The sequence below is a fragment of the Pseudomonas sp. F3-2 genome (genome assembly GCF_038804275.1).
GTDB lineage: Bacteria > Pseudomonadota > Gammaproteobacteria > Pseudomonadales > Pseudomonadaceae > Aquipseudomonas.
Genome location: NZ_CP152388.1, coordinates 5014619 through 5040559, shown reverse-complemented (window position 1 = coordinate 5040559; position 25941 = coordinate 5014619). Strand labels below are relative to the sequence as shown.

Sequence of the window (25941 nt, the reverse complement as noted above, 5' to 3'; positions counted from 1 at the left end):
GGCCGCGGGGCGTTGAACAGACGCTTCGCGGCTTTTTTGCGTGTGTTGGACTTGGGGTTTTTGGTGGAGCCTCTGTTCAAGGGCAACCCGTCAGCAGCGACTGGGAGTCAGCCTTCGCGAGCTAGCTCGCCCCACAAGTTCTGCGCTCGACACAAAACCTGGCAACGCCGTAAATCCCTTGTAGGAGCGTGGCTTGCCCGCGATCTGGCGCGCAGCGGCAGCAAAATCGGATGACGCGGTACATCAGGCAGACCGTATGGGCAGGTTCTACGACGACTGCGTCGCCGATCGCGAGCAAGTTCTGCGCTCGACACAAAACCCGGCAACGCCACAAATCCCTTGTAGGAGCGTGGCTTGTCCCGCGATCTGGCGCGCAGCGGCAGCAAAATCGGATGACGCGGTTCAACAGGCAGACCGCCTGGCCCGGGTTCACGACGACTGCGTCGCCGATCGCGAGCAAGCTCGCACAAGTTCTGCGCTCGACACAGATTCTGGCAAACGCCACAAATCCCTTGTAGGAGCGTGGCTTGCCCGCGATCTGGCGCGCAGCGGCAGCAGAATCGGATGACGCGGTACATCAGGCAGACCGCATGACTCGGGTTTACGACGACTGCGTCGCCGATCGCGAGCAAGTTCTGCGCTCGACACAAAACCCGGCAACGCCACAAATCCCTTGTAGGAGCGTGGCTTGCCCGCGATCTGGCGCGCAGCGGCAGCAAAATCGGATGACGCGGTTCACCAGGCAGACCGCCTGGCCCGGGTTCACGACGACTGCGTCGCCGATCGCGAGCAAGCTCGCACACAAGTTCTGCGCTCGACACAGATTCTGGCAAACGCCACAAATCCCTTGTAGGAGCGTGGCTTGCCCGCGATCTGGCGCGCAGCGGCAGCAGAATCGGATGACACGGTTCAACAGGCAGACCGCATAGCCCCGATTCACGACGACTGCGTCGCCGCTCGCGAGCAAGTTCTGCGCTCGACACAAAACCCGGCAACGCCACAAATCCCTTGTAGGAGCGTGGCTTGCCCGCGATCTGGCGCGCAGCGGCAGCAAAATCGGATGACGCGGTTCACCAGGTAGGCCGCATAGGTTCTACGACGACTGCGTCGCCGATCGCGAGCAAGCTCGCACACAAGTTCTGCGCTCGACACAGATTCTGGCAAACGCCACAAATCCCTTGTAGGAGCGTGGCTTGCCCGCGATCTGGCGCGCAGCGGCAGCAGAATCGGATGACACGGTTCAACAGGCAGACCGCATGACCCGGGTTTACGACGACTGCGTCGCCGATCGCGAGCAAGCTCGCTCCCACAAATTCTGCGCTCGACACAAATTCTGGCAACGCCACAAATCCCTTGTAGGAGCGCGGCTTGTCCCGCGATCTGGCGCGCAGCGGCAGCAGAATCGGATGACGCGGTTCACCAGGTAGGCCGCATAGGTTCTACGACGACTGCGTCGCCGATCGCGGGACAAGCCACGCTCCCACAGCTTGTGCGTTACGTCCCTATAACCCCCACGCCCATTAACTATCGCTACCCATCACCTGTAGCTATCACTGGATACGCATAAGTGATTAGCCGAGCCCTTGCGCGGCTGGCTAAATTCTCTCATCGACACGCGATGCAGAGCCTGCGGCGAACTGCGGCGGATCGAACGACAACTACAAGAAGCCCTGTTCCGAACCCCGCGGAATCATTGGGCACAACCAGCAGTGGCAAGGACCCTCCTCATGAAAATCAAAGCAATCCGTACCCGCGTATTCGAATGGAAAGGCAAAGTCGTGCCACCTCAGGCGCACTTCTGCACCAACGCCAGCGACATCCTGTTCGAGCGCGGCGATGCCATGGGCTCGTTCCGTTTCCACGGCTGGCTGGTCGTGGAAGTCGAGACCGACAATGGCCTGGTCGGCATTGGCAACTGCGCGCTGGCGCCGCGTGTGGCTAAAGAAATCATCGACACCTACCTGGCGCCGATCGCCATTGGCGAAGACCCGTTCGACAACGAATACATCTGGCAGAAAATGTATCGCCAGAGCCACGCGTGGGGTCGCAAGGGCATTGGCATGGCGGCGATCTCGGCGATCGACATCGCCATCTGGGACATCATGGGCAAGGCCGTGAACAAGCCGGTTTTCAAATTGCTCGGCGGACGGACCAAAGAGAAGATCTGGACCTACGCCTCCAAACTCTACGCCAACGACAATCTGGACCTCTTCCTGGAGGAAGCGCAGGGCTATCTGAGTCAGGGCTTCACAGCGATGAAGATGCGCTTCGGCTACGGACCCAAGGACGGCCCGGCCGGCATGCGCCGCAACATCGAGCAAGTCCGTGCGCTGCGCGAACTGGCCGGCGCCGACGTCGACATCATGCTGGAATGCTACATGGGCTGGACCCTGGAATACGCGCGCCGCATGCTGCCCAAGCTCGCGGAGTTCGAACCGCGCTGGCTGGAAGAACCGGTGATTGCGGACGACCTCGAAGGGTACATCGAGCTGAAGAAGATGGGCATCATGCCGATCTCCGGCGGCGAGCATGAGTTCACCTCGTATGGCTTCAAAGACATGCTCGAACGTCGTGCGGTCGACGTGATTCAGTACGACACAAACCGCGTCGGTGGCATCACCGCAGCCCGCAAAATCAACGCCATGGCCGAAGCCTGGTCGGTGCCGGTCATCCCGCACGCAGGCCAGATGCACAATTACCACCTGACCATGTCTACCACCGCGTCGCCGATGGCCGAATTCTTTCCCGTGTTCGACGTCGAGGTCGGCAATGAGCTGTTCTACTACGTGTTCAAAGGCGAGCCGCAGCCGGTCAACGGCTACATCCAGCTGGACGACAACACGCCGGGCCTGGGCCTGGAAATCTCCGACGAATACCTGAGCGAGTTCAACATCATCGAGTGATGTCGATCGCCAGCCCAACGCGACGACGCAGACCTGTAGGCGTGAGCTTGCTCGCGAAGAAGACGTTGAATCCGACGCATGGGTGGCGTTCGTCCCACAGGTTTACATCGTTCACACTTTTTCGGAGTTTCAGACCATGCGCCTGATTCAATTTGAAAACCCACAGGGACAGCGCCAGGTCGGCGTTGTGGAAGGTTCGCGGATCGATGTCGTCCGCAACACGACCAGCACTCGCGAACTCGCCCTGGCGGCGATTCGCAGCCGGCGAAGTCTGCAAGCTGAAGTGCAAGGCCGCGGCACCGAGCCGGGTCCTGACTACGCGCCGCTGCTGCAGAGTGGCCGGCTCCTGCCACCGCTGGATCACGAAGATCCTGCCCACTGCCTGATCAGCGGCACCGGTCTGACCCATCTGGGCAGCGCGTCGGCCAGGGACAAGATGCATCAGCATGACGGTCAGGTCGAAGCCGGCATGACCGATACCATGAAGATCTTCAAATGGGGCATCGAAGGCGGCAAGCCGGATCATGGCCAGATCGGCGCGCAGCCCGAATGGTTCTACAAGGGCGACGGCAGCATCGTCGTGCGTCCGGGCGGCGACTTTCCGGTGCCGCCGTTCGCAGAAGACGCGGGCGAGGAGCCTGAGCTGACCGGCCTGTACGTCATCGGTGACGACGGCCAGCCGTATCGACTCGGCTACGCGCTGGGCAACGAGTTCTCCGATCACGTCATGGAGCGGCGCAACTACCTCTATCTCGCTCATTCCAAGCTGCGTTACTGCGCGTACGGGCCCGAGTTGCGCATCGGTGAGTTACCCCGACATCTGGCGGGCATGAGCCGCATTATTCGCAACGGCGAGGTGATCTGGGAGAAGGAGTTTCTCAGCGGCGAAGACAACATGTGCCATAGCCTGGCGAACCTCGAATACCACCACTTCAAGTACGCGCAGTTTCTGCGCCCTGGCGATGTGCACATTCATTACTTCGGCACCGCCACGCTGTCATTCGCCGATGGCGTGAAGACGCAGCCCGCAGACCGCTTTCAGATCAGCCTGGAGGCGTTCGGGGCGCCGCTTGAAAACGGCATCGGCGAAGGCCCGCATCCGGTGGCAATCGGTCAGATCAAAGCGCTTTAAGGGAGGCGAAGGGCCCCGTGATGTCATGCATCACGGGGTGCCGGGATCAGCAGCGTCCCGCTTCATCGGCGCCACGGCCGTATTGTGGACGAGCGCGCTCTACGGATCGGCTGCGTTCGACGGTCCTGTCAGACTCGTGCAGTCTGTTTCTCAGTGACTTCGGCGGGCGAGGCATCCGCAAAGCGATTCACCTGACGCAGCGCCTTGAAGCCCACCATCCACGTCCCCACCACGCCCAGCGTGCATAGCCCGCCAATCACCGCTGCGGGCACTGCGCCCCAGAGCGCTGCGCTGCTGCCGGCGCGGAATTCGCCCAGTTCGTTGGAAGAGCCGATGAACAGCATGTTCACGGCGTTGACCCGGCCACGCATGTCATCGGGCGTCGAGAACTGCACCAGCGTCGAGCGGATGTACACGCTGACCATGTCCGCTGCCCCGGCGATCATCAGCGCCAGCAGCGACAGCCAGAACAGCGTGGACAGCGCGAACACCAGGTTCGCCAGACCGAACACCGCCACCGCGATGAACATGACCATGCCGACGTGACGGTCGAACGGCCGCACGCTCAGGTACAGGCCGGTCGCGACTTCGCCCAGACTCATCGCGCTGCGCAAGGCCCCGAGCCCCTGCGGACCCAGATGCAGGACTTCGTGCGCATAGATCGGCAGCAGCGCTACCACGCCGCCCAGCAACACGGCGAACAGATCCAGCGAGATGGTCCCCAGAATGATCGGGCGCGACCGAATGAACGCGATGCCGGCAGTGAAGCGTTTCCACGCCGTGGATTCGAGGATCTGCTTCTTCCCGGCGTACAGCACCGGTACCCGGGTCAGCAACAGCACGCCGGCGATGAAGCTGGCCATGCACACCGTATACGTCAGCCCGCCGCCACCGGCGGCATACAAGCCACCGCCCACCAGAGGGCCGGCAATCGTGGCGATGCGCATGATCATGCTGTTGGTGGCAATCGCCGACGCCAGTTTTTCCCGAGGCACGACCTGCGGCAACAGGCTCTGCAGGGCGGGGCCGGTGAAGGCCCGGGCGCAGCCGAACAGGGCGAGCGTGGCGTAGATGAGGCGGGTGTCCTGGTGATGCGTGACCGAGAACAGCATCAGCATCAGGCTGCAAAATGCCTGCACGCTCCAACTGATGGTCAGGATCAGCTTGCGGTCATAACGGTCGATCAGGTCGCCTGCGGGCATGAGCAACAGCAACATGGGAATGAACTGCGCAAGACCCACATACGCCAGCGAAATCGGGCTACGCGTCATGTCGTAAACCTGCCAGGCGACGACCACGGCCTGGATCTGCATGGCGAACACGGCGGCAAGGCGGGCCGTCAGAAAAGCGAAAAAGCCAGGCTGGCGAATGACGCTTTCAGAGGAGGATTCTGAAGCTGGGGCAGGCGATTCGGAACTCAAGGCAGGACATCCATCAAATCGAAAGACGGCCGAGTGTTATACACCTGTAAGCAGATGTGTGCCGCTTACTGTCAGAAATTTAATGATGAAAGCGGCGGGATATACGGCCTGTGCATAGCGCATGGACATGGCCCAACCCTGTAGGACTGGCTTCAGCCGGGAATAGGCCGGTGACTGCTGTAGAGATGCGGCGTCTGGAAATCAGCCATCGCGAGCAAGCTCACTCCCACAGGATTTGTGTCTGGCCGGAGCATTCGGCAAGGGCCGGAGATTCGCGTACGTGTGAGCCAACTGTCTCTAATGCACCCTTCGATCAACGCCGTTACACCCGCCGCCTTCCCGGCTAAAGCCGGTCCTACGAAAAGCTCGCAGCGTCCGTAGGACCGGCTTCAGCCGGGAAGAGGCCGGTGAATGCTGTAGAGATGCAGCGTCTGGAAATCAGCCATCGCGAGCAAGCTCACTCCCACAGGGTTTGTGTCTGGCCGGAACATTCGGCAAGGGCCGGAGATTCGCGTACGTGTGAGCCAACTGTCTCTAATGCACCCTTCGATCAACGCCGTTACACCCGCCGCCTTCCCGGCTAAAGCCGGTCCTACGAAAAGCTCGCGGCGTCCGTAGGACCGGCTTCAGCCGGGAAGAGGCCGGTGAATGCTGTAGAGATGCAGCGTCTGGAAATCAGCCATCGCGAGCAAGCTCAGTCCCACACGTATCTCCGGACAGACACAAACCTTGTAGGAGCGAGCTTGCTCGCGATGGCGTCGGTGCATTGAACATCGATGCACCTGACACGGCCAGTCGCGAACTCGCTCCCAGAGTGCGGATATGACACTGGAACAGCAGATCAGCGCCGAACCAGCAACACGCCCGATTCCATGTGGTGCGTATACGGAAACTGGTCGAACAGCGCGCAGCGCTCCACCCGATGGGTGTCGTGCAGTTGAGCGATGTTGGCGGCCAGGGTTTCCGGGTTGCAGGAGATATACAGAATGCGCTCGAACCGTCGGGTCAGCTCGCAGGTGTCGGGGTCCATCCCTGCACGGGGCGGATCGACGAAAACGCTGCCGAACTCGTAGCTTTTCAGATCGACCCCTGCCAGACGGCGGAATGGACGCACGTCATTGAGCGCCTCGGTCAGCTCTTCGGCGGACAGACGCACCAGCGTGACGTTGTCCACCGCGTTGTCCGCCAGGTTGCTCAGCGCTGCATTGACCGACGTCTTGCTGATTTCCGTCGCGAGGACTTTGCGCACCCGTGTCGCCAGCGGCAAGGTGAAGTTGCCGTTGCCGCAATACAGCTCCAACAGGTCATCGTCACGTTGGCCCAGCGCTTCATAGGCCCAGCTCAGCATCTTCTGGTTCACGGTGCCGTTGGGCTGGGTGAACGCACCTTCCGGCTGGCGATAGCTGAAGGTGCGGCCCGCGACTTCAAGCTCTTCGGTCACGTAGTCGCGACCGACCACCAGGCGCTGGCCCTTGGAGCGACCGATGACACTGACGCCTAGATCCGCCGCCAGTTGTTCGGCCTCCAGCTTCCAGGCGTCATCCAGCGGGCGGTGGTAGCACAGCGTGATCATGCCGTCGCCCGCCAGCGTGGTCAGAAAATCCACTTGGAACAGCTTGTGATTAAGCGTCTTGCTGGCTTCCCAGCGTTCGCGCAGCACAGGCATCAGCGCGTTGATCTGCTGGCTGGCGATCGGGAAATCATCGATCAGGATCGGCGTGTGCTTGTCGCCGGGAGCGAACATCGCATAGTGCCGCTTGCCGTCGTCGCGCCACAGGCGGAACTCGGCGCGCAGGCGGTAATGCTCGCGCGGCGAATCGAACACCTGAGGTTGCGGCGCGTCGAACGGCGCCAGCAATTCACGCAGACGGTCGGCTTTTTCATCGAGCTGAAGGGTGTAGCTCGAAGGGTCGAACGTAGAACTCATGGATAGAAGCCCAGCTTGATCACGAACAGGATCGACAGCACGACCAGCGCCGAATTCAGCTCACGGCCGCGTCCCGACAACAGCTTGATCACTGTCCAGGAAATGAAACCAAAGGCGATGCCGTTGGCGATGGAGTAAGTGAACGGCATCGCCAGCGCGGTGATGACCACCGGCGCGGCTTCGGTGATGTCGTCCCAGTTGATTTCAGCCAGGCCCGAGGTCATCAGCACCGCAACGAACAACAGCGCAGGCGCCGTGGCGAACGCCGGAACGCTGCCGGCCAACGGTGCGAAAAACAGCGCCAGCAGGAACAGCACGGCAACGACGATGGCTGTCAGACCGGTACGGCCACCTGCACTGACGCCGGCCGCGGATTCGATGTAACTGGTGGTGGTCGATGTGCCGAGCAGCGAACCTGCCATGGCGGCGGTGCTGTCGGCGATCAGGGCGCGGCCCATTTTCGGCATATGACCGTCCTTGCCCATCAGCCCCGCGCGCTTGGCGACGCCGATGAGGGTCCCCGAGTTATCGAAGAGGTCAACGAACAGGAACGAGAAGATCACGCTCACCAGACCGATGTTCAGGGCGCCCGGAATGTCCAGCTGCAGGAAGGTCGGCGCCAGCGATGGCGGCATCGAGATCACGCCGCCAAACGGCGAGAAACCCAGCACGATGGAAATCACGGTGACGGCGAGAATGCCGATCAGCACCGCGCCGCGCACTTTCAGGGCGTCCAGTGCCACGATCAGTGCGAAACCGAGCGCGGCGAGGATCGGCGCCGGCTTGGCCAGGTCGCCCAGACCAACCATGGTCGCCGGGTTGCTGACCACGATTTCGGCGTTGTGCAGGGCGATCAGTGCCAGGAAAAGGCCGATACCGGCGGCGATCGCCGAACGCAGGGGCAGCGGGATGCTGTTGATGATCCATTCGCGGATCCGGAAGATCGACAGCAGGAAGAACATCACGGCCGAAATGAACACCGCGCCCAGCGCCACTTGCCAGGTGTGGCCCATGTGCAGCACGACGGTGTAGGTGAAGAAGGCGTTCAGACCCATGCCCGGCGCGAGTGCGATCGGGTAGTTGGCGATCAGGCCCATGACTGTGGAACCGATGGCGGCGGCAAGGCAGGTAGCGACGAAGATGGCGCCCTTGTCCATGCCGGTCTCGCCGAGAATGCTCGGGTTCACGAACAGGATGTAGGCCATGGCCAGAAAGGTCGTGACCCCGGCCAGAATTTCGGTGCGCACATTGGTGTTATGTGCATTGAGTTGAAACAGCCGCTCCAGCATGTATGGCTCCCCGGTGACGCTCCGCGTCATTTATGTAATCGACTAAAACAGCAAAGCACAGCTAGCCGAAACGGCTTGCACAAATTCTGCCACTTGCAAAAAGCGGCGCATCATACCAGCGTCCCCCGCGATCCCGCACGCTCATCACAAACCGTGAACGTTTGCCAAAACCCGCAAGTCGTACCCCTTAAGACGCAGAGCATCACATGGCTATCAACTGCGCTGAACGAGTACCTACCGTGAGGTTTCCCCATGAGCGCGACGAACCAACAGGCCTTCGCAGAGCACACCATTGCCCTGACATTGAACGGCCAGACCAGACAACTGGAAGTACAGCCCTGGACCACCCTGCTGGACCTGCTGCGTGATCAGCTGGATCTGGTGGGCACCAAGAAAGGCTGCGATCACGGCCAGTGCGGCGCGTGCACCGTGTTGCGCGATGGCAAACGCATCAATGCCTGCCTGACACTGGCGGTGATGTGCGATGGCGCCGAGCTGACCACTGTCGAAGGTCTGGCCAGCGGTGATGTGCTGCACCCGATGCAGCAAGCCTTTATCAAGCATGACGCTTTTCAGTGCGGCTATTGCACGCCGGGTCAGATCTGCTCGGCCGTGGGCCTGGCCAATGAAGGTCGTGCGCGCACCGACGATGAAATCAAGGAATTGATGAGCGGCAATCTGTGCCGATGCGGCGCCTACAGCAACATTCGCGCGGCGGTCGAAGAGGTGTTGCCACAGATGAGGGCGGCGCCGGACCAGGGAGGACGTGGCCAATGAATCCATTCAGCTACAGCAAGCCAGAAGACGTCAGCCAGGCGATCAACCTCGCAGGGCCGGCCAGTCGTTTCATCGCGGGAGGGACGAACCTTCTGGATCTGATGAAGGAAAACATCGCTCGCCCCGAGCATCTGATCGACATCACCGGGCTGCCGCTCAAGGAAGTGCGCGAGACGGCCAGCGGCGGAGTGATGATCGGCGCGTTGGTCAGCAATGCTGACCTGGCCTGGCATCCCTTGATCGAGCAGCGCTACCCGTTGCTGTCCCAGGCGATCCTGGCCGGTGCGTCGCCGCAATTGCGCAACATGGCAAGCACTGGCGGCAACCTCTTGCAGCGCACCCGCTGCTACTACTTCTACGACGCAAGCGTGCCGTGCAACAAACGCGAGCCAGGCAGCGGTTGTCCCGCCAAAGACGGCTTGAACCGGATTCACGCAATCCTTGGCGCCAGCGCCGAATGCGTCGCCACCCATCCTTCGGACATGTGCGTGGCGCTGGCGGCGCTGGAAGCGGTGGTTCACGTCGAAGGCCGCGCAGGCAAACGCACCATCGAATTCGCAGATTTCCATCGTCTGCCCGAGGACGCACCGCAACGTGACAACCAACTGGCCGACGATGAGCTGATCACCGCCATCGAGCTGCCACCGGCGAGGTTCACCCAACACAGTCATTACCTGAAAATCCGCGACCGCGCGTCCTATGCCTTCGCCCTGGTCTCTGTCGCCGCAGCGTTGGAGCTGGATGGCGATGTGGTCCGCGATGCGCGCCTGGCATTGGGCGGCGTTGCGCACAAGCCGTGGCGCGACAAGGCCGTCGAGCAGCTGTTGGTGGGCAAGCCGGTGTCCCGTGAGAATTTCGTCGCGGTGGCCGATGCCATGCTGCGCGATGCTCAGCCGCTCGCGCACAACGCTTTCAAGATCAAGCTGGCGCGTCGCGCGATCGTGCGCGCCTTGAGCGATGCCGCTGTGGGAGGGCAATCCTGATGAACGCGAAAATGTCTCCACCTGGAACCACGTCGTCGCTGGGGCAACCGATGGACCGCGTCGACGGTCTGCTGAAAGTCACCGGACAGGCACGTTACGCCGGCGAATACCAGGAACTGGGCCTGCTGTACGCAAGCGTGGTCTCCAGCACCATCGCCAGCGGACGAATCGTCAGCATCGATACCTCCGCGGCCATGCAGGTGCCGGGGGTGGTTGCGGTGCTCGACCATACTAATCGTCCGCACATCGCCAGTTACGACAAGGACTACACCGACGCCGATTCAGCAGAAGGCTCGCCGTTCCGGCCGTTTTACAACGACCGCGTGCTCTACAGCGGCCAACCTCTGGCGCTGGTGGTCGCCGATACGCTCGAACTGGCTCGCTACGCCGGGTCGCTGGTGCGCATCGAATACCAGGTCGATGGCCATGAGACCAATCTGATCGCCGTAAAGGAAACGGCCCACACTGCCCCGGCCGAAACGCCGAAGCCTCGGGGCGATTTTCAGGCCGGTTTCGCCAGTGCGGCGGTGACCATGGACGCCCACTACACCACGCCGAACGAGCACCACAACCCGATGGAACCTCACGCGTCCACCGTGCTGTACCGCGACGACGGCTGCCTGGAAATCCACGACAAGACCCAAGGCCCACAGAACTGTCAGGACTATCTGCACAAGGTATTCGGCCTGGGCAAGGACAAGATCCGGATCTTTGCAGCGTTTGTCGGCGGCGCATTCGGTTCCGGCCTGCGTCCCCAATATCAGTTGCCGCTGGCCGTGATGGCGGCTTTGCACCTGAAGCGTTCGGTCCGCTTGACGCTGACCCGCCAGCAGATGTTCACCTTCGGCTACCGCCCCAACACCTTGCAACGCCTGCGCCTGGGTGCATCGGCTGACGGCAAACTGGTCGCCGTCGGACACGATGTGATCGGCCAGACGTCGCGGTTCGAGGATTTCACTGAGCACGTGGTGGCATGGAGCGGAATGCTCTACCAGTGCGACAACGTGCAGCTGACTTATAAACTGGCGCCGCTGGACGTCTATACGCCGCTGGACATGCGCGCGCCGGGCGCTGCGTCGGGCATGATCGGGCTGGAGTGCGCCATGGATGAGCTTGCCTGCGCGGCGGGCATCGATCCGGTGCAACTGCGCGTGGTCAATTTCGCCGAGCGCAACGGCAACGAAGACAAGCCGTATTCCAGCAAAGAGTTGCGCGCCTGCTATGAGCAGGGTGCTGAACGATTTGGCTGGAGCAAGCGTAATCCTGAGCCACGCAGCATGCGCGAAGGTCGCCAACTGGTCGGTTGGGGCATGGCGGGCGGCGTGTGGGAAGCCATGCAGATGAAGGCCAGCGCCAAGGCCAGCATCGACAGCGATGGCAAACTGACCGTCAGCAGCGCGACCACCGACATCGGGACGGGAACCTACACGGTCATGACGCAGATCGCGGCCGAAGCGGCAGGCGTGATGCCGCAGGACGTCACCTTCGTGCTGGGCGATTCGTCGTTGCCGACGGCGCCGCTTCAAGGCGGCTCTTTCACGGTCTCGTCTGTGGGTTCCGCGGTCCAGCAGGCCTGCCGCGCATTGCGCGCCAAGCTGCTCGACGCCGTGCGTATGGCCAATCCGCAATACGCTGTCGTGGACATGGAAGACGTGGGTTTTGGCGACGGCTATCTGCATATCGACGACCAACGCTTTTCCTACGCCGACATCGTCCGAGACTCCTCGCATGACGTGCTCGACGTTCAGATCGACTGCGAACCGGACGAGAAACGCGAAGGCTACGCGACCGCGACCCATTCGGCAGTGTTCGTCGAGGTACGGGTCGATGAAGACCTGGGCACCGTTCGCGTCAACCGCGTGGTCAGTGCAGTGGCGGCGGGAAGGGTCGTCAATCCGAAGATGGCGCGCAGTCAGATACTCGGCGGCGTGGTGTGGGGCATCAGTCAGGCCCTGCAGGAGGAGTCTCAGACCGATCACAACCTGGGGCGCTTCATGAACCACAGCCTGGCCGAATATCACATCCCGGTGAACGCCGACATCGGCGACATCGATGTGCTGTTCGTCGAGGAGAACGACAGCATCGTCAACGACCTGGGCTCCAAAGGGGTCGGCGAAATCGGCATCGTCGGTGTGGCTGCCGCGATCGCCAACGCCATCTTCCACGCTACCGGCAAGCGGGTTCGGGAGTTCCCGATTACGCTGGATAAAGTGCTGTAATCGCAGCGTCTTGCACAGGCACGCACCGGCCCGCGTCTGCAACGCATCAGGCTTATAGAGGGAAGCCTGATGTGTACCAGCCGCGGGCAGGTGCGATCCTGCAATCTGCTCATCCTCACTGCTCATTCAATGTCGCCCCAGTGCAAGCACAGGTCGCGCTGGTGCGCTTCGTGCAGGGGGCTGCTGCGTAATTTGCATCTACGCGGCAACATTCGAATTGCCGTGGGTCTTGAAGCCTTAGAAAACTGCCGCAAAGAGCTGAATAAAATAACGAGCCGACCCGAGGAGCACGCATGAAGAGATTTATTCGTCACATCAGTTGCGGTGTGTTGATGCTGAGCAGCACCGTATTGCTGGCGGCGGAGCCAGCCAAGTGCCAGAGCGTGCGCATGGGCGTGGTCAACTGGACCGACGTGGTCGCCACCAGCGCCGTCGCGCAGGTCTTGCTGGAGAACATGGGTTACGACGTCAAACAGACCAGCGCCGCCCAGCAGATCGTTTTCGGGGGCCTGCGTGACGATCGTCTCGACGTGTTCCTGGGCTACTGGAAACCGGCGATGGACAAGAACATCGCGCCGTTCGTGGCCGCCAATCAGGTGAAAGTCCTCGACGCCCCAAGCATGAGCGATGCCCAGGCAACGCTTGCCGTGCCGGATTACGTGGCCGCGGGCGGGCTGAAAACCTTCGCCGACATCGCCAAATTCAAGGACAAGCTCGGTGGCAAGATCTATGGCATCGAGCCTGGCACCGGCGCTAACGCCAACATCAAAGGCATGATCGATAAGAACCAGTTCGGGCTCGGCGGTTTCCAGCTGGTCGAATCCGGCGAGGCGGGCATGCTGGCCGCGGTTCAGCGTGCGATCAAGCGTAACGAATGGGTGGTATTCGTCGGCTGGACCCCGCACCCGATGAACATCAACATGAAGATCGCCTACCTGACCGGCAGCGAAGACGTGTTCGGCCCGGACGAAGGCGCCGCGACCGTATCAGTGGTGACCGCCCCGGATTACGCGACCCGTTGCCCGAACGTCAGTAAACTGATGAGCAATCTGAAATTCACGGCGGCGCAAGAGAGTCAGATGATGGTGCCGATCATGGACCGCAAGGCGCCGAACGATGTTGCCAAACAGTGGCTCAAGGATCATCCGGACGACATGCGCCGCTGGCTCGATGGCGTCACCACGTTTGACGGGAAGGACGCAGTGACCGCCGTACAAGTTGCCGTCAATAAATAAGCGGCGCACTGGCTGATCACCTGGCAGTCCGGCCTGTCGGCAGCGTCCTCAGAGACGACTGCCAACAGGCCGGACTGCTTCGTGCGTTTGTCGGCTGCGCTTGAGCGGTTCAACGCTGAGGGGAGCGCTGTCATGCCTTACCGACTTTCAACCGCCATGGCTGACTTCATTGCGCGAACGCTGAGCTTCAGCAGCGACGCGCCTGATTTCAATGACCAGCGCCGTGCTTATTCGCGCATGTGCGAAGCCTTCACCCCGGCGCGCCCGGAAGGGCTGGAGGTCCGGGATTTCACCTTGGCTGGCGTGCCCGTGCGCAGCTATCGGCCGCATCTTCTTTCCCCCGAGCACCCAGCGCCGTGCGTGGTTTACCTGCATGGCGGTGGCTGGGTGGTGGGTGACCTCGATTCCCATGACTTCCTGACCGCCGCGCTGGCAGCCGATCTCAATGCGGTGGTGATTGCGGTGGATTACCGTCTGGCGCCGGAACATCCGTTCCCGGCCGGTTTCGGCGATTGCCTGGCAGTCTGGCATGCGGTGCAGATTCAGGCCCAACGGCTGGATATCGATCCGCGTCGGGTGGCCATTGCCGGAGACAGTGCGGGCGGCAATCTTGCAGCCGCCGTCTGCCTGGCGTTGCGTGATGCCGGCGACCGCCAGCCGGTGGGTCAAGCCCTGATCTATCCCGCGCTGGGCGGCGCGGATAACCTGCCTTCGCGTACCGAATGCGCTGACGCGCCCCTGCTCAGCACCGCTGAGCTGGCGTTTTATGATCAGCTCTACATGAAGGAGGGCGAGCGTTCATCCTACGCCATGCCGCTGCAGGCGACGGACTTTCGCGGTCTGGCGCCAGCATTTATCGCCGTCGCTCAATTCGATCCGCTTCGCGACGACGGCGTCTGCTACGAGCGCGCCCTGCGCGAAGCGGGCGTCACGACTGAATTCGATGCGGGGCCGGGGCTGGTGCACGGCAGCCTGAGGGCGAAGGGACTGGCGCCGGAGGTCGACGATCTCTACCGGCGACTTGTCTCGGCTTTGCTGGGATTTATTCGTTCGCCGTTGTAGGCAATCACCTCGGGGGAAGACGGCTCACGGCAGCCGGATCGCCCCGGCGAAATCGCCCGGCCCGCTCGGCAGCCCTGCGTGTCGGGCGCCGTGCGATCCTTGCCAGAACACTCAACTGATCCGATCACACGCGAACTGCTCTGCATCTGAAGGTGAGGCAACTCGCCACGCGACAAAAGACCACGCGGAGCATGTGACAAAATGAGACTACTCTTTGAGGGTCGGTTGACCTGAATCAATGTCTTTACACGTATTGATTGACCGGGCCGCTTGACACAACTCCCGCGTCAACAACCTGAGCGCGAACCAAAAAGAACACACGCACAACGTCGCACTCAATAAATCCGTGGGGGCAGATGCTGCAGGCCCCGAGGTCTGAAGCCGGTTTCACCTGATAGAGGAAGACCTATGTTCGGTTTAGAGGCACTCGATCTCGCCCGAATTCAGTTTGCATTCACTGTTTCATTTCACATCCTGTTCCCTGCCATCACCATCGGTCTGGCGAGCTTCCTTGCCGTGCTCGAAGGCCTGTGGCTGAAAACCCACGACAATACCTACCGCGACCTTTACCACTTCTGGTCCAAGATATTTGCCGTGAACTTCGGGATGGGCGTGGTCTCCGGGCTGGTCATGGCGTATGAATTCGGCACCAACTGGAGTCGATTCTCCGACTTCGCAGGAGCGATCACCGGCCCATTGCTGACCTATGAGGTGCTGACCGCCTTCTTCCTCGAAGCGGGCTTCCTGGGTGTCATGCTGTTCGGCTGGAACCGCGTGGGTCGTGGGCTGCACTTCTTCGCCACTGCGATGGTCGCGGTCGGCACGTTGATCTCGACCTTCTGGATCCTGGCCTCCAACAGCTGGATGCAGACGCCTCAGGGTTTCGACATTGTCGACGGTCGCGTCGTGCCGGTGGACTGGCTGGCCGTCATCTTCAACCCGTCTTTCCCTTACCGCCTTGCGCACATGGCAATTGCCGCGTTCGTCGCCACCGCTTTCTTCGTCGGCGCTTCGGCGGCATGGCATTTATTGCGCGGTCGCGATAACCCGGCCATTCGTCGCATGTTGTCGATGGCCATGTGGATGGCGCTGATCGTCGCGCCGATTCAGGCGATGGTCGGCGACGCCCACGGTCTGAACACCCTGGAACATCAACCGGCCAAGATTGCCGCCATTGAAGGGCACTGGGAAAACGTCGGTGACGAACCGACCCCGCTGATCCTGTTCGGCATTCCGGACATGAAAGAGGAAAGGACCAAGTACGCGATCGAGGTTCCTTATCTCGGCAGCCTGATCCTGACCCACAGCCTGGATAAACAGATTCCGGCGCTCAAATCGTTTCCACCAGAAGACCGCCCTAACTCTACCATCATTTTCTGGTCATTCCGGGTGATGGCTGGCCTGGGCATGCTGATGATTGCGGTCGGTCTGTGGAGCGCCTGGCTGCGCTGGCGCGGCGGGTTGTACAGCAACCGGCTGTTCCTGAGGCTGGTGATGTGCATGGGGCCGTCCGGTCTGATCGCCCTGCTGGCAGGCTGGTTCACCACTGAAATCGGGCGTCAGCCATGGGTCGTCTACGGCCTGATGCGCACCGCCGATGCATCGTCCAACCACAGCGTCGGGCAGATGAGTCTGACCCTCGTGCTGTTCGTGGTGGTGTACTTCGCGCTGTTCGGTACTGGCTTCGGCTACATGATGCGTCTGGTGCGCAAAGGGCCGAAAACCCATGAAGGCGATGATACGCCGCATGGCGGGCCTGGCCAGCAGCGCACACCCGCACGTCCTCTCTCCGCCGCCCATGAAGGCGACGGCGAAGGCGAACCTTCCAGCCTGCGTGAGGGGAACTGAGCCATGGGTATCGATCTTCCACTGATCTGGGCCGTGATCATCATCTTCGGCATCATGATGTACGTCATCATGGATGGCTTCGACCTCGGGATCGGAATCCTCTTTCCGTTCATGAAGGACAAAACCGACCGTGACGTGATGATGAACACCGTCGCGCCTGTCTGGGACGGCAACGAAACCTGGCTGGTGCTGGGCGGTGCGGGCCTGTTCGGCGCGTTCCCGCTGGCGTACTCGGTCGTCCTCGAGGCGTTGTATCTGCCGCTGATCTTCATGCTCATCGGCCTGATCTTCCGCGGCGTGGCCTTCGAGTTCCGCTTCAAGGCCACCGATGCCAAGCGTCATCTGTGGGACAAGGCGTTCATCGGCGGCTCGCTGGTGGCGACGTTCTTCCAGGGCGTGGCGCTGGGCGCATTCATCGACGGCATTCCGGTGGTAAACCGGGCTTATGCCGGCGGCGGGCTGGACTGGCTGACGCCGTTCTCGCTGTTCTGCGGTCTGGCACTGATCGTGGCGTACGCGCTGCTGGGCTGCACCTGGCTGATCATGAAAACCGAAGGTGACCTGCAGAAGGCCATGCACGACCTGGCGCGTCCGCTGGCAATCGTTCTGCTGGTCGTGATGGCGATCGTCAGCCTGTGGACGCCGCTGGCGCATCAGGACATCGCCGATCGCTGGTTCAGCATCCCGAACCTGTTCTGGTTCATGCCGGTTCCGGCGCTGGTGCTGCTGACCCTGTATGGCCTGTTCAAAGCGGTGGCACGCAACGCGCATTACACGCCGTTCCTGTTGACGCTGGTACTGGTCTTCCTCGGTTACAGCGGTCTGGGCATCAGCCTGTGGCCGAACATCGTGCCGCCGTCGATCTCGATCTGGGACGCCGCATCGCCGCCCCAAAGCCAGGGGTTCATCCTGGTCGGTACGCTGTTCATCATCCCGTTCATCCTGGGTTACACCTTCTGGAGCTACTACGTGTTCCGCGGCAAGGTGACCCACGAAGACGGCTACCACTGAGTACGGTCCGCGCCGATGCGTGCTGCATCGGCGCGGGATTTGAGACGAGGGTCCTGTGATGTCTGGCAAAGAATCTTTTCACGATAAACCTGCCCACGAAGAAGATCCCGCCAAGAACACGCCGCTGTGGAAGCGACTGGGCTGGCTGGCGATCATCTGGGCCGGGAGCGTCTTCGCGCTGTTCATCGTCGCCACCCTGTTGCGCATGTTCATGACGGCCGCCGGGATGAAGACTCACTGAGCGCGTCTTGCGCATTAAAAAACCCGCCTCGGCGGTTTTTTTAATGGCCGGCCATTCATTCGTCTGGCCAGACGCTGTGCCTGCAGTCGAGATTACTTGCGCGCTTTGAGAATGACGAATTTGGGCGTCGCCGCCACTTGCTCGACACCCCTGAACAGCCGTGCCAGTTTGCTGTGATAGCCCAGATGCCGGTTGCCGACGATGTACAGCGATCCCCCAGTTACCAGCGCCGAGCGCGCTTGCTGGAACATCCGCCAGGCAAGGAAGTCGCCCACGACCTGCTGTTGATGGAATGGTGGATTGCACAGCACCACATCGAGCGAATCGGCTTCCTGGCCCGCCAACCCATCGGCGGCCCGGATCACCGCAGGTCGCTCACCCAGCGCCAGGTCCCAGTTCTCCCGGGCCGATTGCACGGCCATGAACGACTCGTCCACCAGCGTGTAATGGGCATCCGGGTTCGCCAGCGCGCTCGCGATCGCGAGCACGCCATTGCCGCAGCCCAGGTCAGCCACCCGCGCCGATCCCAGATTGTTGGGCAAGTGGGGCAGAAACGCACGGGTGCCGATGTCCAGACCATCGCGGCAGAAGACGTTGGCGTGGTTGATCAACTCGATCTTCGGATCGTCCAGCGTGTAACGGGTGGGGAAGGGTGAAGCCTGGAATGGCTTGTCTTGCGGTGTGCAGAACAGCAGCCGCGCCTTCTTCACCGCAAGCGATGCCTGCACCGGCCCGATGTATTCCTCCATCAGCTCGCCCGCCGAGCGCGGCAGGTGCTTGATCATGCCTGCCGCAACCACTTTGGCGTTCGGCGCCAGCTGGCCTTGCAGACGAATCAACTGTTCCTCGAGCAGGGCAAGGGTTTTCGGGACGCGGATCAATACCCAGTCGAAGGGCCCCTGCAGCGGTTCGCTCGCAGGAATCACCGGCACGGCATCGTAGGCCTGATCGTTGCGCACAAGATTCTTCTCGAGCGCCTGCACGCCCAGAAACGAGTCAGTGCTGCTGAACACTGCCGCGTGGGGCGCCAGACTGGCGGCCAGTGCGCCGAAATTGTCATTGAGCACCAGCACGCGGGTCTGAAGCGTCAGCCCATGTTCGGCCACATGATTGAGCAAGTATTCGTCAGCGGCATCGAAAGCCTGCAAAGGCTCGTCCGACTGCTCCGGCTGGCGGATCAGGTCAAGCTGGGCAAAGGGCGTGGTAAGCAGGGGCATGAGCGGAAAAATCCATCGTTGAGGACGCAATCAGAAATCGGCGTGGGTCACGTAAGCGCCGCAGTGATCGGGCTCGCGAAAAGCGCCGATTTTACGTGTTTTCTGTGCGTTCGTATCCGAGGTTTTTCCAGTCGGGGCCGCGTGCCTCAAAACAGCCCTCTGCGGGCTGCTTTCACCACTGCGCAGGTCTTGTTGGCAACGCCGAACTTTTGAATGGCGCGACCGATGTGATAGTTCACGGTGCGGGTTTTCAACTCCAGAATCATCGCGACTTCCGCTGCTGTCTTGCCTTCGGCGGACCATTTCAGTACTTCGACTTCTCGTACGGTGAGGCCGTCGTGCTCAGCACTCACGACCTCCATGCGTGAGGTTGCAGCCATCATGTCTTCCATCATCAGCCTCCAGGCCGGATCGCGCTTTCGTCCATGTGATCAAAGTCTAGGAAGAAAATAAGGACGCGATACACGCATCCATCGCAGTCTGGCGCCGGGACATGTTGACCTGTCCGACTCGCTCCAGCGACCCCTCATCGAATCAACGGGTTACGACGCACGCCAGGTTGCTGAGAGCTTGGCGCGATAGCCCCAATAGCCAAACAATCTTAAAAGCGAGGCGGGCGCTTCGTGATACCACTACAAACCTGCGGTGTTTATCCGCGTCGGTTTGCGGGAAACTGGACGTCCGTTTGGAATGACAGGAGCCAGGAGCGCCCTCATGACTGCCAGTGCAGAGAAATTCACCCGGCAAACGCTGCTGGACGTTACCCCGCTGACGCCAAGTCTGTTTACCTTTCGTACAACGCGAGATGCTGGTTTCCGCTTCACCGCCGGACAATTCGCACGACTGGGCGTGACCAAGGCCGACGGCAGCACGGTATGGCGGGCGTACTCAGTCGTCTCTTCGCCGTTTGATGAGTTTCTCGAGTTTTTCTCCATTGTCGTACCGGGCGGCGAGTTCACCAGCGAGCTGAGCAGGCTGCGCGAAGGCGACACGCTGATGGTGGAAAAGCAGGCGGTCGGGTACCTGACGCTGGATCGATTTACCGATGGCCGCGATCTCTGGATGTTGTCCACCGGGACCGGCGTGGCCCCGTTCCTGTCGATACTTCAGAACTTCGAAGTGTGGGAAAAATTCGAGCGGATCATTCTGGTGTACAGCGTTCGTGAGGCGAAGGAGCTGGCGTATCAGCAACTGATCGCTGAGCTGACCCAGCGCGACTATCTGGCCGAATACGCGCACAAGTTCCGGTTCATCGCGACCGTCACTCGCGAGGAGCTTCCCGGCGCGCTGCATGGTCGTATCACGACGTTGATCGAAACCGGTGAGCTGGAACAGGCTGCCGGGATAACGCTTGGCCCGGAGCATTCGCGCGTGATGATCTGCGGCAATCCACAGATGATCGAGGACACCCGTGCAGTGCTCAAGACCCGTGACATGCGCCTGGCCTTGACCCGCAAGCCGGGGCAGATCGCAGTCGAGAATTATTGGTAGGGCGGGTATCGGCTGGCGGACGCGTCGCTGTGGAAGCGAATTCATTCACCAGACGCCGTGACATCCTGCCAAAGACCTGGCGTCTGACGGTCCGCACCGCGAATGAATTCCTTCCCAGAGTTTCCCGCCATGCCGCGCGGGCTATGGCCAGGCGCTTTGCTTAGACCAACCGGTCTGGCGTCACCTGAATCGGCGCGGCGGGTTTGTTGTTCTGCTCCTTGAGCAGGTCGCGGATCTCGCCCAGCAGCACTTCTTCTTTACTGGGAGTCGGCGGCAGCGTAGGAGCCTTGGCCTCTTCGCGTTTCAGACGGTTGATCGCCTTGACGCCCATGAAGATCGCGAACGCGACAATGATGAAATCGACCACGGTCTGGATGAACTTGCCGTAGGCCAGAACCACAGCGGGGGCATTGCCTTCGGCAGCGCGCAGGGTCACGGCCAGATCGCTGAAGTCCACGCCGCCGATCAGCAGCCCCAGGGGCGGCATGATTACATCGCCGACGAACGACGAAACGATCTTGCCGAATGCCGCGCCAATGATGATACCGACGGCCATGTCGACCACATTGCCTTTGACGGCGAAGGCTTTGAACTCGCTTAGTACGCTCATGGGTGTATTCCTTTGTTACAGATGAGTGTTGTGGATGCAGTGTATGTCAGCTATCTGCATCCCGCGTAATCCCTGCAATCGACCGGCTCATGCCCGGTTAGTTTTATTGAATCCCCCAAAAAAGTGGCCTGCGCCGGTGTCGTACGCAGCGACTTGAGGCATGGGTTATCATTGCCCCTTTTTTCGCGTCGGGGGTTTCATGGCCAAGGCCAAGCGCATGTATGGCTGCACCGAGTGCGGCGCGACCTTTCCCAAATGGGCCGGGCAATGTGGCGAATGCGGCGCCTGGAATACCCTGGTCGAAACGGTCATCGACAGCAGCACGGCGGCGGCCCCAAGCGGTCGCGCGGGCTGGACCGGGCAACAGGCGCAGATCAAGACCCTGGCCGAGGTCAGCGTCGAGGAAATTCCGCGGTTCTCCACTAATTCGACCGAACTTGACCGTGTGCTGGGCGGCGGCCTGGTCGATGGTTCGGTGGTGCTGATCGGCGGCGATCCGGGCATTGGCAAATCGACGATCCTGTTGCAGACCCTGTGCGCCATTGCCGAGCGCATGCCTGCGTTGTACGTGACCGGCGAAGAATCGCAGCAGCAGGTCGCCATGCGCGCCCGGCGCCTCGGGCTGCCCCAGGACAAGTTGCGGGTGATGACCGAAACCTGCATCGAAACCATCATTGCGACCGCGCGCATCGAGCAGCCCAAGGTCATGGTGATCGACTCGATCCAGACCATCTTCACCGAACAACTGCAATCGGCGCCCGGCGGCGTGTCGCAGGTTCGGGAAAGCGCGGCGTTGCTGGTGCGTTACGCGAAACAGAGCGGCACGGCGATTTTTCTGGTTGGTCACGTGACCAAGGAAGGCGCGCTGGCGGGCCCGCGTGTTCTGGAGCACATGGTCGACACCGTGCTGTATTTCGAAGGCGAGTCAGACGGTCGCCTGCGCCTGTTGCGCGCAGTGAAGAACCGTTTCGGCGCGGTCAACGAGCTTGGCGTCTTCGGCATGACCGACAGGGGGCTGAAAGAGGTCTCGAATCCCTCGGCGATCTTTCTCACCCGGGCGCAGGAAGAAGTCGCCGGCAGCGTAGTCATGGCAACCTGGGAAGGCACGCGGCCCATGCTGGTCGAAGTCCAGGCGCTGGTCGATGACAGCCACTTGTCCAATCCGCGTCGCGTCACGCTCGGCCTTGATCAGAACCGGCTGGCGATGCTGTTGGCGGTTCTGCACCGGCACGGCGGTATTCCGACCCATGATCAGGACGTGTTTCTCAACGTGGTGGGCGGGGTGAAGGTGCTGGAAACCGCCTCTGACCTCGCGTTGATGGCAGCCGTCATGTCCAGCCTGCGCAACCGCGCGCTGCCGGGGGATTTGCTGGTATTCGGCGAGGTGGGACTGTCGGGCGAAGTCCGTCCGGTGCCCAGTGGACAGGAACGCCTCAAGGAAGCGGCCAAGCATGGCTTCAAACGGGCAATCGTGCCCAAAGGCAACGCGCCAAAAGAGTCGCCGCCGGGCCTGACCGTGATCGGCGTGACTCGACTGGATCAGGCGCTGGATGCGTTGTTCGAGGAGTAATTCGGAGTACGCGACAAGAAACATTGCAGGAGCGCGCCTGCCCGAGAAAACATTCGTGCAGCCGCGACTAATGGGTCGGGTCCGCCATCGAATCGCGGGCAAGCGCGCTCCTGCAGAGGATTGGATTTCGGCCTACCGTCAAACCTCGATCAACGCCGCCAACTCTCGCTCCAGCTCGTCGTGATCGGCCAGATTCAGTTCGATCAGCCGGCGCAGATGGGTGACCGAATCCAGTCCGATGTGCTCGCACACGAAGCCAAGATGGTTATGGTCGTCGTGGGTCAGGCGCACTTCCATCTGCACGTCGATATCGACGTTCAGGTGGATGTCCACAATAAATGATTTGTCCGGGTCGCCAAGCCAGGGCGAAGGCCGCTCGATCAGCAGGCCCTTGAGCGAGAGATCGATCAAGTGAACGGGCCAGCTTTTATCGCCTTGGGTCAGTTCAGTCCTGGCGTCAAACGAGATGCGTTTAAAGCGCCGACGGTCTTCGTGGGATGCTGTCATGAGCCGACTTCTCCGGTGCGTGCTTGGCCATAGCTGAGTTGACTATAGGACAAAACCGGCGTCAGACCATCGTGGGGGGTGGCCTTTCGCTTCAGCAGCGCTAAACTCTTTTTGCTGCTCTAAATAAGTCCACTCAGCTGGAAATAAAAAATGAAAAATAATAATAGTCTGCTGCGCCATGTGCCCTGGCTGATTGTTGCGATTCTTGGGGCCTGTGCCCTGGGGGTAGTTGCATTGCGTCGCGGGGAGGCGATCAACGCACTCTGGATCGTGGTGGCTGCGGTGGCCATTTATCTGGTCGCCTATCGCTACTACAGCCTGTTCATCGCAACACGTGTCATGCAACTCGACCCGACCCGGGCTACGCCCGCGGTGCTCAACAACGACGGGCTCGATTACGTTCCCACCAACAAACACATCCTCTTCGGCCACCACTTTGCCGCCATCGCTGGCGCGGGCCCGCTGGTCGGTCCGGTGCTTGCCGCGCAAATGGGCTACCTGCCCGGCACGCTCTGGCTGATTGCCGGCGTGGTGCTGGCCGGTGCGGTGCAGGATTTCATGATCCTGTTCCTGTCCACTCGCCGTAACGGCCGTTCGCTCGGCGACATGGTCCGCGAAGAAATGGGCCGGATTCCCGGCACCATTGCGCTGTTCGGCTGCTTCCTGATCATGATCATCATCCTTGCGGTGCTGGCGCTGATCGTGGTCAAGGCCCTGGCGGAAAGCCCGTGGGGCATGTTCACGGTCATGGCGACCATCCCGATCGCGATGTTCATGGGCATTTACATGCGCTACATCCGCCCGGGTCGCATCGGCGAAATCTCTGTGGTCGGCGTGGTGCTGTTGCTGCTGTCGATCTGGATCGGCGGTCAAGTCGCGGCCAGCCCTGAATGGGCGCCGCTGTTCACCTTCACTGGCGTGCAGATCACCTGGATGCTGGTCGGTTATGGCTTCGTCGCCGCCATGCTGCCAGTCTGGCTAGTGCTTGCGCCCCGTGATTACCTGTCCACTTTCCTGAAGATCGGCACCATCATCGCTCTGGCGATCGGCATTCTGATCCTCGCGCCCGAGTTGAAAATGCCGGCGTTGACCCAGTTCACCGACGGTTCCGGCCCGGTCTGGAAGGGCACGCTGTTCCCGTTCCTGTTCATCACCATCGCCTGCGGTGCGGTGTCGGGCTTCCACGCGCTGATCTCTTCGGGCACTACGCCCAAGCTGCTGGATAACGAAGTCAACGCGCGCTACATCGGTTACGGCGGCATGCTGATGGAATCGTTCGTGGCGATCATGGCCATGGTGGCCGCGTCGGTCATCGAGCCCGGTGTGTACTTCGCGATGAACAGCCCGGCGGCCATCGTCGGCACGGACGTCAACGCGGTCGCGCAGATGGTCAGCAGTTGGGGCTTCGTGATCACCCCGGATCAGCTGGTTGCAACGGCCAAGGACATCGGTGAAAACACTATCCTGGCCCGTGCCGGTGGTGCGCCGACGCTGGCGGTCGGGATCGCGCAGATCCTCCATCAGGCTTTCCCCGGCCAGAACACCATGGCGTTCTGGTACCACTTTGCGATTCTGTTCGAAGCGCTGTTCATCTTGACGGCCGTGGATGCCGGTACTCGCGCCGGTCGTTTCATGCTGCAGGACCTGCTCGGCAGTTTCGTACCGGCGCTGAAACGTACTGAGTCCTGGACCGCCAACGCCATCGGCACCGGTGGTTGCGTCGCGTTGTGGGGCTACTTGCTGTATCAGGGCGTGATCGATCCGCTGGGCGGCATCAACACACTGTGGCCGCTGTTCGGCATCTCCAACCAGATGCTCGCCGGGATCGCGTTGATGCTGGCAACGGTCGTGCTGATCAAGATGAAACGCCAGCAGTACGCCTGGGTGACCATCCTGCCCGCGTCGTGGCTGCTGATCTGCACCGTGACCGCAGGCTTCATCAAGCTGTTCGATTCCAACCCGGCGGTGGGCTTCCTGGCGCTGGCGAAGAAGTACAGCGCGGCGGCCGATGCCGGTCAGGTGCTGGCGCCTGCCAAGAGCATGGAGCAGATGCAGCACGTGATCTTCAACGCCTACACCAACGCGGCACTCACCACGCTGTTCCTGTTCGTGGTGTTGAGCATCCTGTTCTACGCGATCAAAGTGGGTCGCGCGGCGTGGGTCAAGAAAGAGCGTACCGACAAGGAAGCGCCATTCCAGGCCTTCCCGAAAACCCACTGAGTGCGCTGTGAGGCGAGGAGCTGCGTATGTTCAATGATCTGAGTCGTCTGGGTAAGTACCTCGGCCAGGCCGCGCGTCTGATGGTCGGGATGCCTGACTACGACAATTACGTCGAGCACATGCAGAACAAACACCCGGACAAGCCGGTGATGTCGTACGAAGCGTTCTTTCGCGAACGTCAGGACGCACGCTACGGTGGCAAGGGTGGGCCCAAGTGCTGTTGATGGCTTAGGCTGTCGACAGGTTTGACTGACGCGCCACGCTTGTCGTGGCGCGTT

General features: G+C 61.2%; 22 protein-coding genes. 15 read left to right on the top strand and 7 right to left on the bottom strand.

Annotation, left to right across the window (positions count from 1 at the left end; genetic code table 11):
- Positions 1-193: 193 nt before the first annotated feature.
- The 3 genes from AAGQ88_RS22580 to araD1 all read left to right on the top strand — a co-directional run bounded on the left by AAGQ88_RS22580 (position 194) and on the right by araD1 (position 4035).
- Positions 194-568: a hypothetical protein gene (locus AAGQ88_RS22580; RefSeq protein WP_342653626.1), complete on the top strand. Its 375-nt coding sequence runs from the start codon at positions 194-196 to the stop codon at positions 566-568.
- Between the two features lie 1159 nt (positions 569-1727).
- The gene (locus tag AAGQ88_RS22575; protein ID WP_342653625.1) at positions 1728-2903 is read left to right on the top strand and encodes an L-rhamnonate dehydratase; all 1176 of its coding nucleotides are present in this window, start codon (positions 1728-1730) and stop codon (positions 2901-2903) included.
- A 136-nt stretch (positions 2904-3039) separates the two neighbouring features.
- A complete protein-coding gene (araD1, locus tag AAGQ88_RS22570; protein WP_342653624.1) occupies positions 3040-4035 on the top strand; it encodes an AraD1 family protein in 996 nt (331 codons plus the stop codon).
- Between the two features lie 128 nt (positions 4036-4163).
- On the opposite strand, the gene AAGQ88_RS22565 is transcribed toward araD1, so the two are convergent.
- The 3 genes from AAGQ88_RS22565 to AAGQ88_RS22555 form a co-directional block, all read right to left on the bottom strand.
- A complete protein-coding gene (locus AAGQ88_RS22565) occupies positions 4164-5456 on the bottom strand; it encodes an MFS transporter (protein WP_285425006.1) in 1293 nt (430 codons plus the stop codon).
- An 841-nt stretch (positions 5457-6297) separates the two neighbouring features.
- Positions 6298-7383: a tRNA (uridine(54)-C5)-methyltransferase TrmA gene (gene trmA / locus AAGQ88_RS22560; protein WP_342653623.1), complete on the bottom strand. Its 1086-nt coding sequence runs from the start codon at positions 7381-7383 to the stop codon at positions 6298-6300.
- Positions 7380-8672 carry an NCS2 family permease gene (locus tag AAGQ88_RS22555; RefSeq protein WP_093469765.1) on the bottom strand — a complete coding sequence of 431 codons (1293 nt, stop codon included), beginning with the start codon at positions 8670-8672 and terminating at the stop codon, positions 7380-7382. The genes trmA and AAGQ88_RS22555 overlap by 4 nt, the downstream gene beginning before the upstream one ends.
- Positions 8673-8924: 252 nt before the next feature.
- Between AAGQ88_RS22555 and AAGQ88_RS22550 the strand changes: the two genes are divergently transcribed.
- The 8 genes from AAGQ88_RS22550 (at position 8925) to AAGQ88_RS22515 (ending at position 18048) form a co-directional block, all read left to right on the top strand.
- Positions 8925-9449, top strand: coding sequence for a (2Fe-2S)-binding protein (locus AAGQ88_RS22550; protein WP_342653622.1), 525 nt, complete (start codon positions 8925-8927; stop codon positions 9447-9449).
- Positions 9446-10432 (top strand): xanthine dehydrogenase family protein subunit M, encoded by a 987-nt coding sequence (locus AAGQ88_RS22545; RefSeq protein WP_342653621.1) that lies wholly within the window; start codon positions 9446-9448, stop codon positions 10430-10432. Before AAGQ88_RS22550 ends, AAGQ88_RS22545 begins: the two co-directional genes overlap by 4 nt.
- Positions 10433-10443: 11 nt before the next feature.
- On the top strand, positions 10444-12651 hold the full coding sequence (locus AAGQ88_RS22540; protein WP_342653620.1) for a xanthine dehydrogenase family protein molybdopterin-binding subunit: 2208 nt from the start codon (positions 10444-10446) through the stop codon (positions 12649-12651).
- Positions 12652-12944: 293 nt separating this feature from the next.
- Positions 12945-13886, top strand: a complete 942-nt coding sequence (gene choX, locus AAGQ88_RS22535) for a choline ABC transporter substrate-binding protein (RefSeq protein ID WP_342653619.1) — start codon at positions 12945-12947, stop codon at positions 13884-13886.
- A gap of 132 nt (positions 13887-14018) precedes the next feature.
- Complete coding sequence (locus AAGQ88_RS22530) at positions 14019-14948, top strand: alpha/beta hydrolase (protein WP_342653618.1); 930 nt, start codon at positions 14019-14021, stop codon at positions 14946-14948.
- A gap of 408 nt (positions 14949-15356) precedes the next feature.
- Complete coding sequence (locus AAGQ88_RS22525; protein WP_285425000.1) at positions 15357-16796, top strand: cytochrome ubiquinol oxidase subunit I; 1440 nt, start codon at positions 15357-15359, stop codon at positions 16794-16796.
- 3 nt (positions 16797-16799) lie between these two features.
- Positions 16800-17807 carry a cytochrome d ubiquinol oxidase subunit II gene (gene cydB / locus AAGQ88_RS22520; protein WP_285424999.1) on the top strand — a complete coding sequence of 336 codons (1008 nt, stop codon included), beginning with the start codon at positions 16800-16802 and terminating at the stop codon, positions 17805-17807.
- Between the two features lie 58 nt (positions 17808-17865).
- The gene (locus tag AAGQ88_RS22515; protein ID WP_285424998.1) at positions 17866-18048 is read left to right on the top strand and encodes a DUF2474 domain-containing protein; all 183 of its coding nucleotides are present in this window, start codon (positions 17866-17868) and stop codon (positions 18046-18048) included.
- A gap of 92 nt (positions 18049-18140) precedes the next feature.
- Here the strand turns inward: AAGQ88_RS22515 and AAGQ88_RS22510 are convergent, their stop codons facing one another.
- Both AAGQ88_RS22510 and AAGQ88_RS22505 read right to left on the bottom strand, forming a co-directional pair.
- Positions 18141-19265, bottom strand: a complete 1125-nt coding sequence (locus AAGQ88_RS22510; protein WP_342653617.1) for a class I SAM-dependent methyltransferase — start codon at positions 19263-19265, stop codon at positions 18141-18143.
- A gap of 146 nt (positions 19266-19411) precedes the next feature.
- Positions 19412-19657, bottom strand: a complete 246-nt coding sequence (locus AAGQ88_RS22505; RefSeq protein WP_093469783.1) for a helix-turn-helix transcriptional regulator — start codon at positions 19655-19657, stop codon at positions 19412-19414.
- A 322-nt stretch (positions 19658-19979) separates the two neighbouring features.
- Here AAGQ88_RS22505 and AAGQ88_RS22500 point away from each other — a divergent pair, with 322 nt between their 5' ends.
- A complete protein-coding gene (locus tag AAGQ88_RS22500; RefSeq protein WP_342653616.1) occupies positions 19980-20756 on the top strand; it encodes a ferredoxin--NADP reductase in 777 nt (258 codons plus the stop codon).
- A gap of 160 nt (positions 20757-20916) precedes the next feature.
- Here AAGQ88_RS22500 and mscL read toward each other — a convergent pair whose 3' ends face one another.
- On the bottom strand, positions 20917-21366 hold the full coding sequence (gene mscL / locus AAGQ88_RS22495; RefSeq protein ID WP_093469787.1) for a large-conductance mechanosensitive channel protein MscL: 450 nt from the start codon (positions 21364-21366) through the stop codon (positions 20917-20919).
- A 199-nt stretch (positions 21367-21565) separates the two neighbouring features.
- Between mscL and radA the strand changes: the two genes are divergently transcribed.
- Positions 21566-22936, top strand: a complete 1371-nt coding sequence (gene radA / locus AAGQ88_RS22490; RefSeq protein WP_285424994.1) for a DNA repair protein RadA — start codon at positions 21566-21568, stop codon at positions 22934-22936.
- Between the two features lie 138 nt (positions 22937-23074).
- Here radA and AAGQ88_RS22485 read toward each other — a convergent pair whose 3' ends face one another.
- Positions 23075-23443 carry a PilZ domain-containing protein gene (locus AAGQ88_RS22485; protein WP_342653615.1) on the bottom strand — a complete coding sequence of 123 codons (369 nt, stop codon included), beginning with the start codon at positions 23441-23443 and terminating at the stop codon, positions 23075-23077.
- Positions 23444-23593: 150 nt separating this feature from the next.
- Between AAGQ88_RS22485 and AAGQ88_RS22480 the strand changes: the two genes are divergently transcribed.
- Both AAGQ88_RS22480 and AAGQ88_RS22475 read left to right on the top strand, forming a co-directional pair.
- Complete coding sequence (locus AAGQ88_RS22480) at positions 23594-25663, top strand: carbon starvation CstA family protein (protein ID WP_342653614.1); 2070 nt, start codon at positions 23594-23596, stop codon at positions 25661-25663.
- Between the two features lie 26 nt (positions 25664-25689).
- Positions 25690-25887 carry a YbdD/YjiX family protein gene (locus AAGQ88_RS22475; protein ID WP_081566497.1) on the top strand — a complete coding sequence of 66 codons (198 nt, stop codon included), beginning with the start codon at positions 25690-25692 and terminating at the stop codon, positions 25885-25887.
- Positions 25888-25941 lie beyond the last annotated feature (54 nt).

Excerpts from the sequence above, each read along its gene's own strand:
- AAGQ88_RS22555 (WP_093469765.1), bottom strand. The coding sequence starts at position 8,672 with ATGCTGGAGCGGCTGTTTCAACTCAATGCACATAACACCAATGTGCGC.
- AAGQ88_RS22480 (WP_342653614.1), top strand. The coding sequence starts at position 23,594 with ATGAAAAATAATAATAGTCTGCTGCGCCATGTGCCCTGGCTGATTGTT.
- araD1 (WP_342653624.1), top strand. The coding sequence starts at position 3,040 with ATGCGCCTGATTCAATTTGAAAACCCACAGGGACAGCGCCAGGTCGGC.
- AAGQ88_RS22525 (WP_285425000.1), top strand. The coding sequence starts at position 15,357 with ATGTTCGGTTTAGAGGCACTCGATCTCGCCCGAATTCAGTTTGCATTC.
- AAGQ88_RS22550 (WP_342653622.1), top strand. The coding sequence starts at position 8,925 with ATGAGCGCGACGAACCAACAGGCCTTCGCAGAGCACACCATTGCCCTG.
- radA (WP_285424994.1), top strand. The coding sequence starts at position 21,566 with ATGGCCAAGGCCAAGCGCATGTATGGCTGCACCGAGTGCGGCGCGACC.
- trmA (WP_342653623.1), bottom strand. The coding sequence starts at position 7,383 with ATGAGTTCTACGTTCGACCCTTCGAGCTACACCCTTCAGCTCGATGAA.
- AAGQ88_RS22545 (WP_342653621.1), top strand. The coding sequence starts at position 9,446 with ATGAATCCATTCAGCTACAGCAAGCCAGAAGACGTCAGCCAGGCGATC.
- AAGQ88_RS22510 (WP_342653617.1), bottom strand. The coding sequence starts at position 19,265 with ATGCCCCTGCTTACCACGCCCTTTGCCCAGCTTGACCTGATCCGCCAG.
- mscL (WP_093469787.1), bottom strand. The coding sequence starts at position 21,366 with ATGAGCGTACTAAGCGAGTTCAAAGCCTTCGCCGTCAAAGGCAATGTG.
- AAGQ88_RS22485 (WP_342653615.1), bottom strand. The coding sequence starts at position 23,443 with ATGACAGCATCCCACGAAGACCGTCGGCGCTTTAAACGCATCTCGTTT.
- cydB (WP_285424999.1), top strand. The coding sequence starts at position 16,800 with ATGGGTATCGATCTTCCACTGATCTGGGCCGTGATCATCATCTTCGGC.
- AAGQ88_RS22575 (WP_342653625.1), top strand. The coding sequence starts at position 1,728 with ATGAAAATCAAAGCAATCCGTACCCGCGTATTCGAATGGAAAGGCAAA.
- AAGQ88_RS22540 (WP_342653620.1), top strand. The coding sequence starts at position 10,444 with ATGTCTCCACCTGGAACCACGTCGTCGCTGGGGCAACCGATGGACCGC.
- AAGQ88_RS22530 (WP_342653618.1), top strand. The coding sequence starts at position 14,019 with ATGCCTTACCGACTTTCAACCGCCATGGCTGACTTCATTGCGCGAACG.
- AAGQ88_RS22475 (WP_081566497.1), top strand. The coding sequence starts at position 25,690 with ATGTTCAATGATCTGAGTCGTCTGGGTAAGTACCTCGGCCAGGCCGCG.
- AAGQ88_RS22505 (WP_093469783.1), bottom strand. The coding sequence starts at position 19,657 with ATGGAAGACATGATGGCTGCAACCTCACGCATGGAGGTCGTGAGTGCT.
- choX (WP_342653619.1), top strand. The coding sequence starts at position 12,945 with ATGAAGAGATTTATTCGTCACATCAGTTGCGGTGTGTTGATGCTGAGC.
- AAGQ88_RS22515 (WP_285424998.1), top strand. The coding sequence starts at position 17,866 with ATGTCTGGCAAAGAATCTTTTCACGATAAACCTGCCCACGAAGAAGAT.
- AAGQ88_RS22500 (WP_342653616.1), top strand. The coding sequence starts at position 19,980 with ATGACTGCCAGTGCAGAGAAATTCACCCGGCAAACGCTGCTGGACGTT.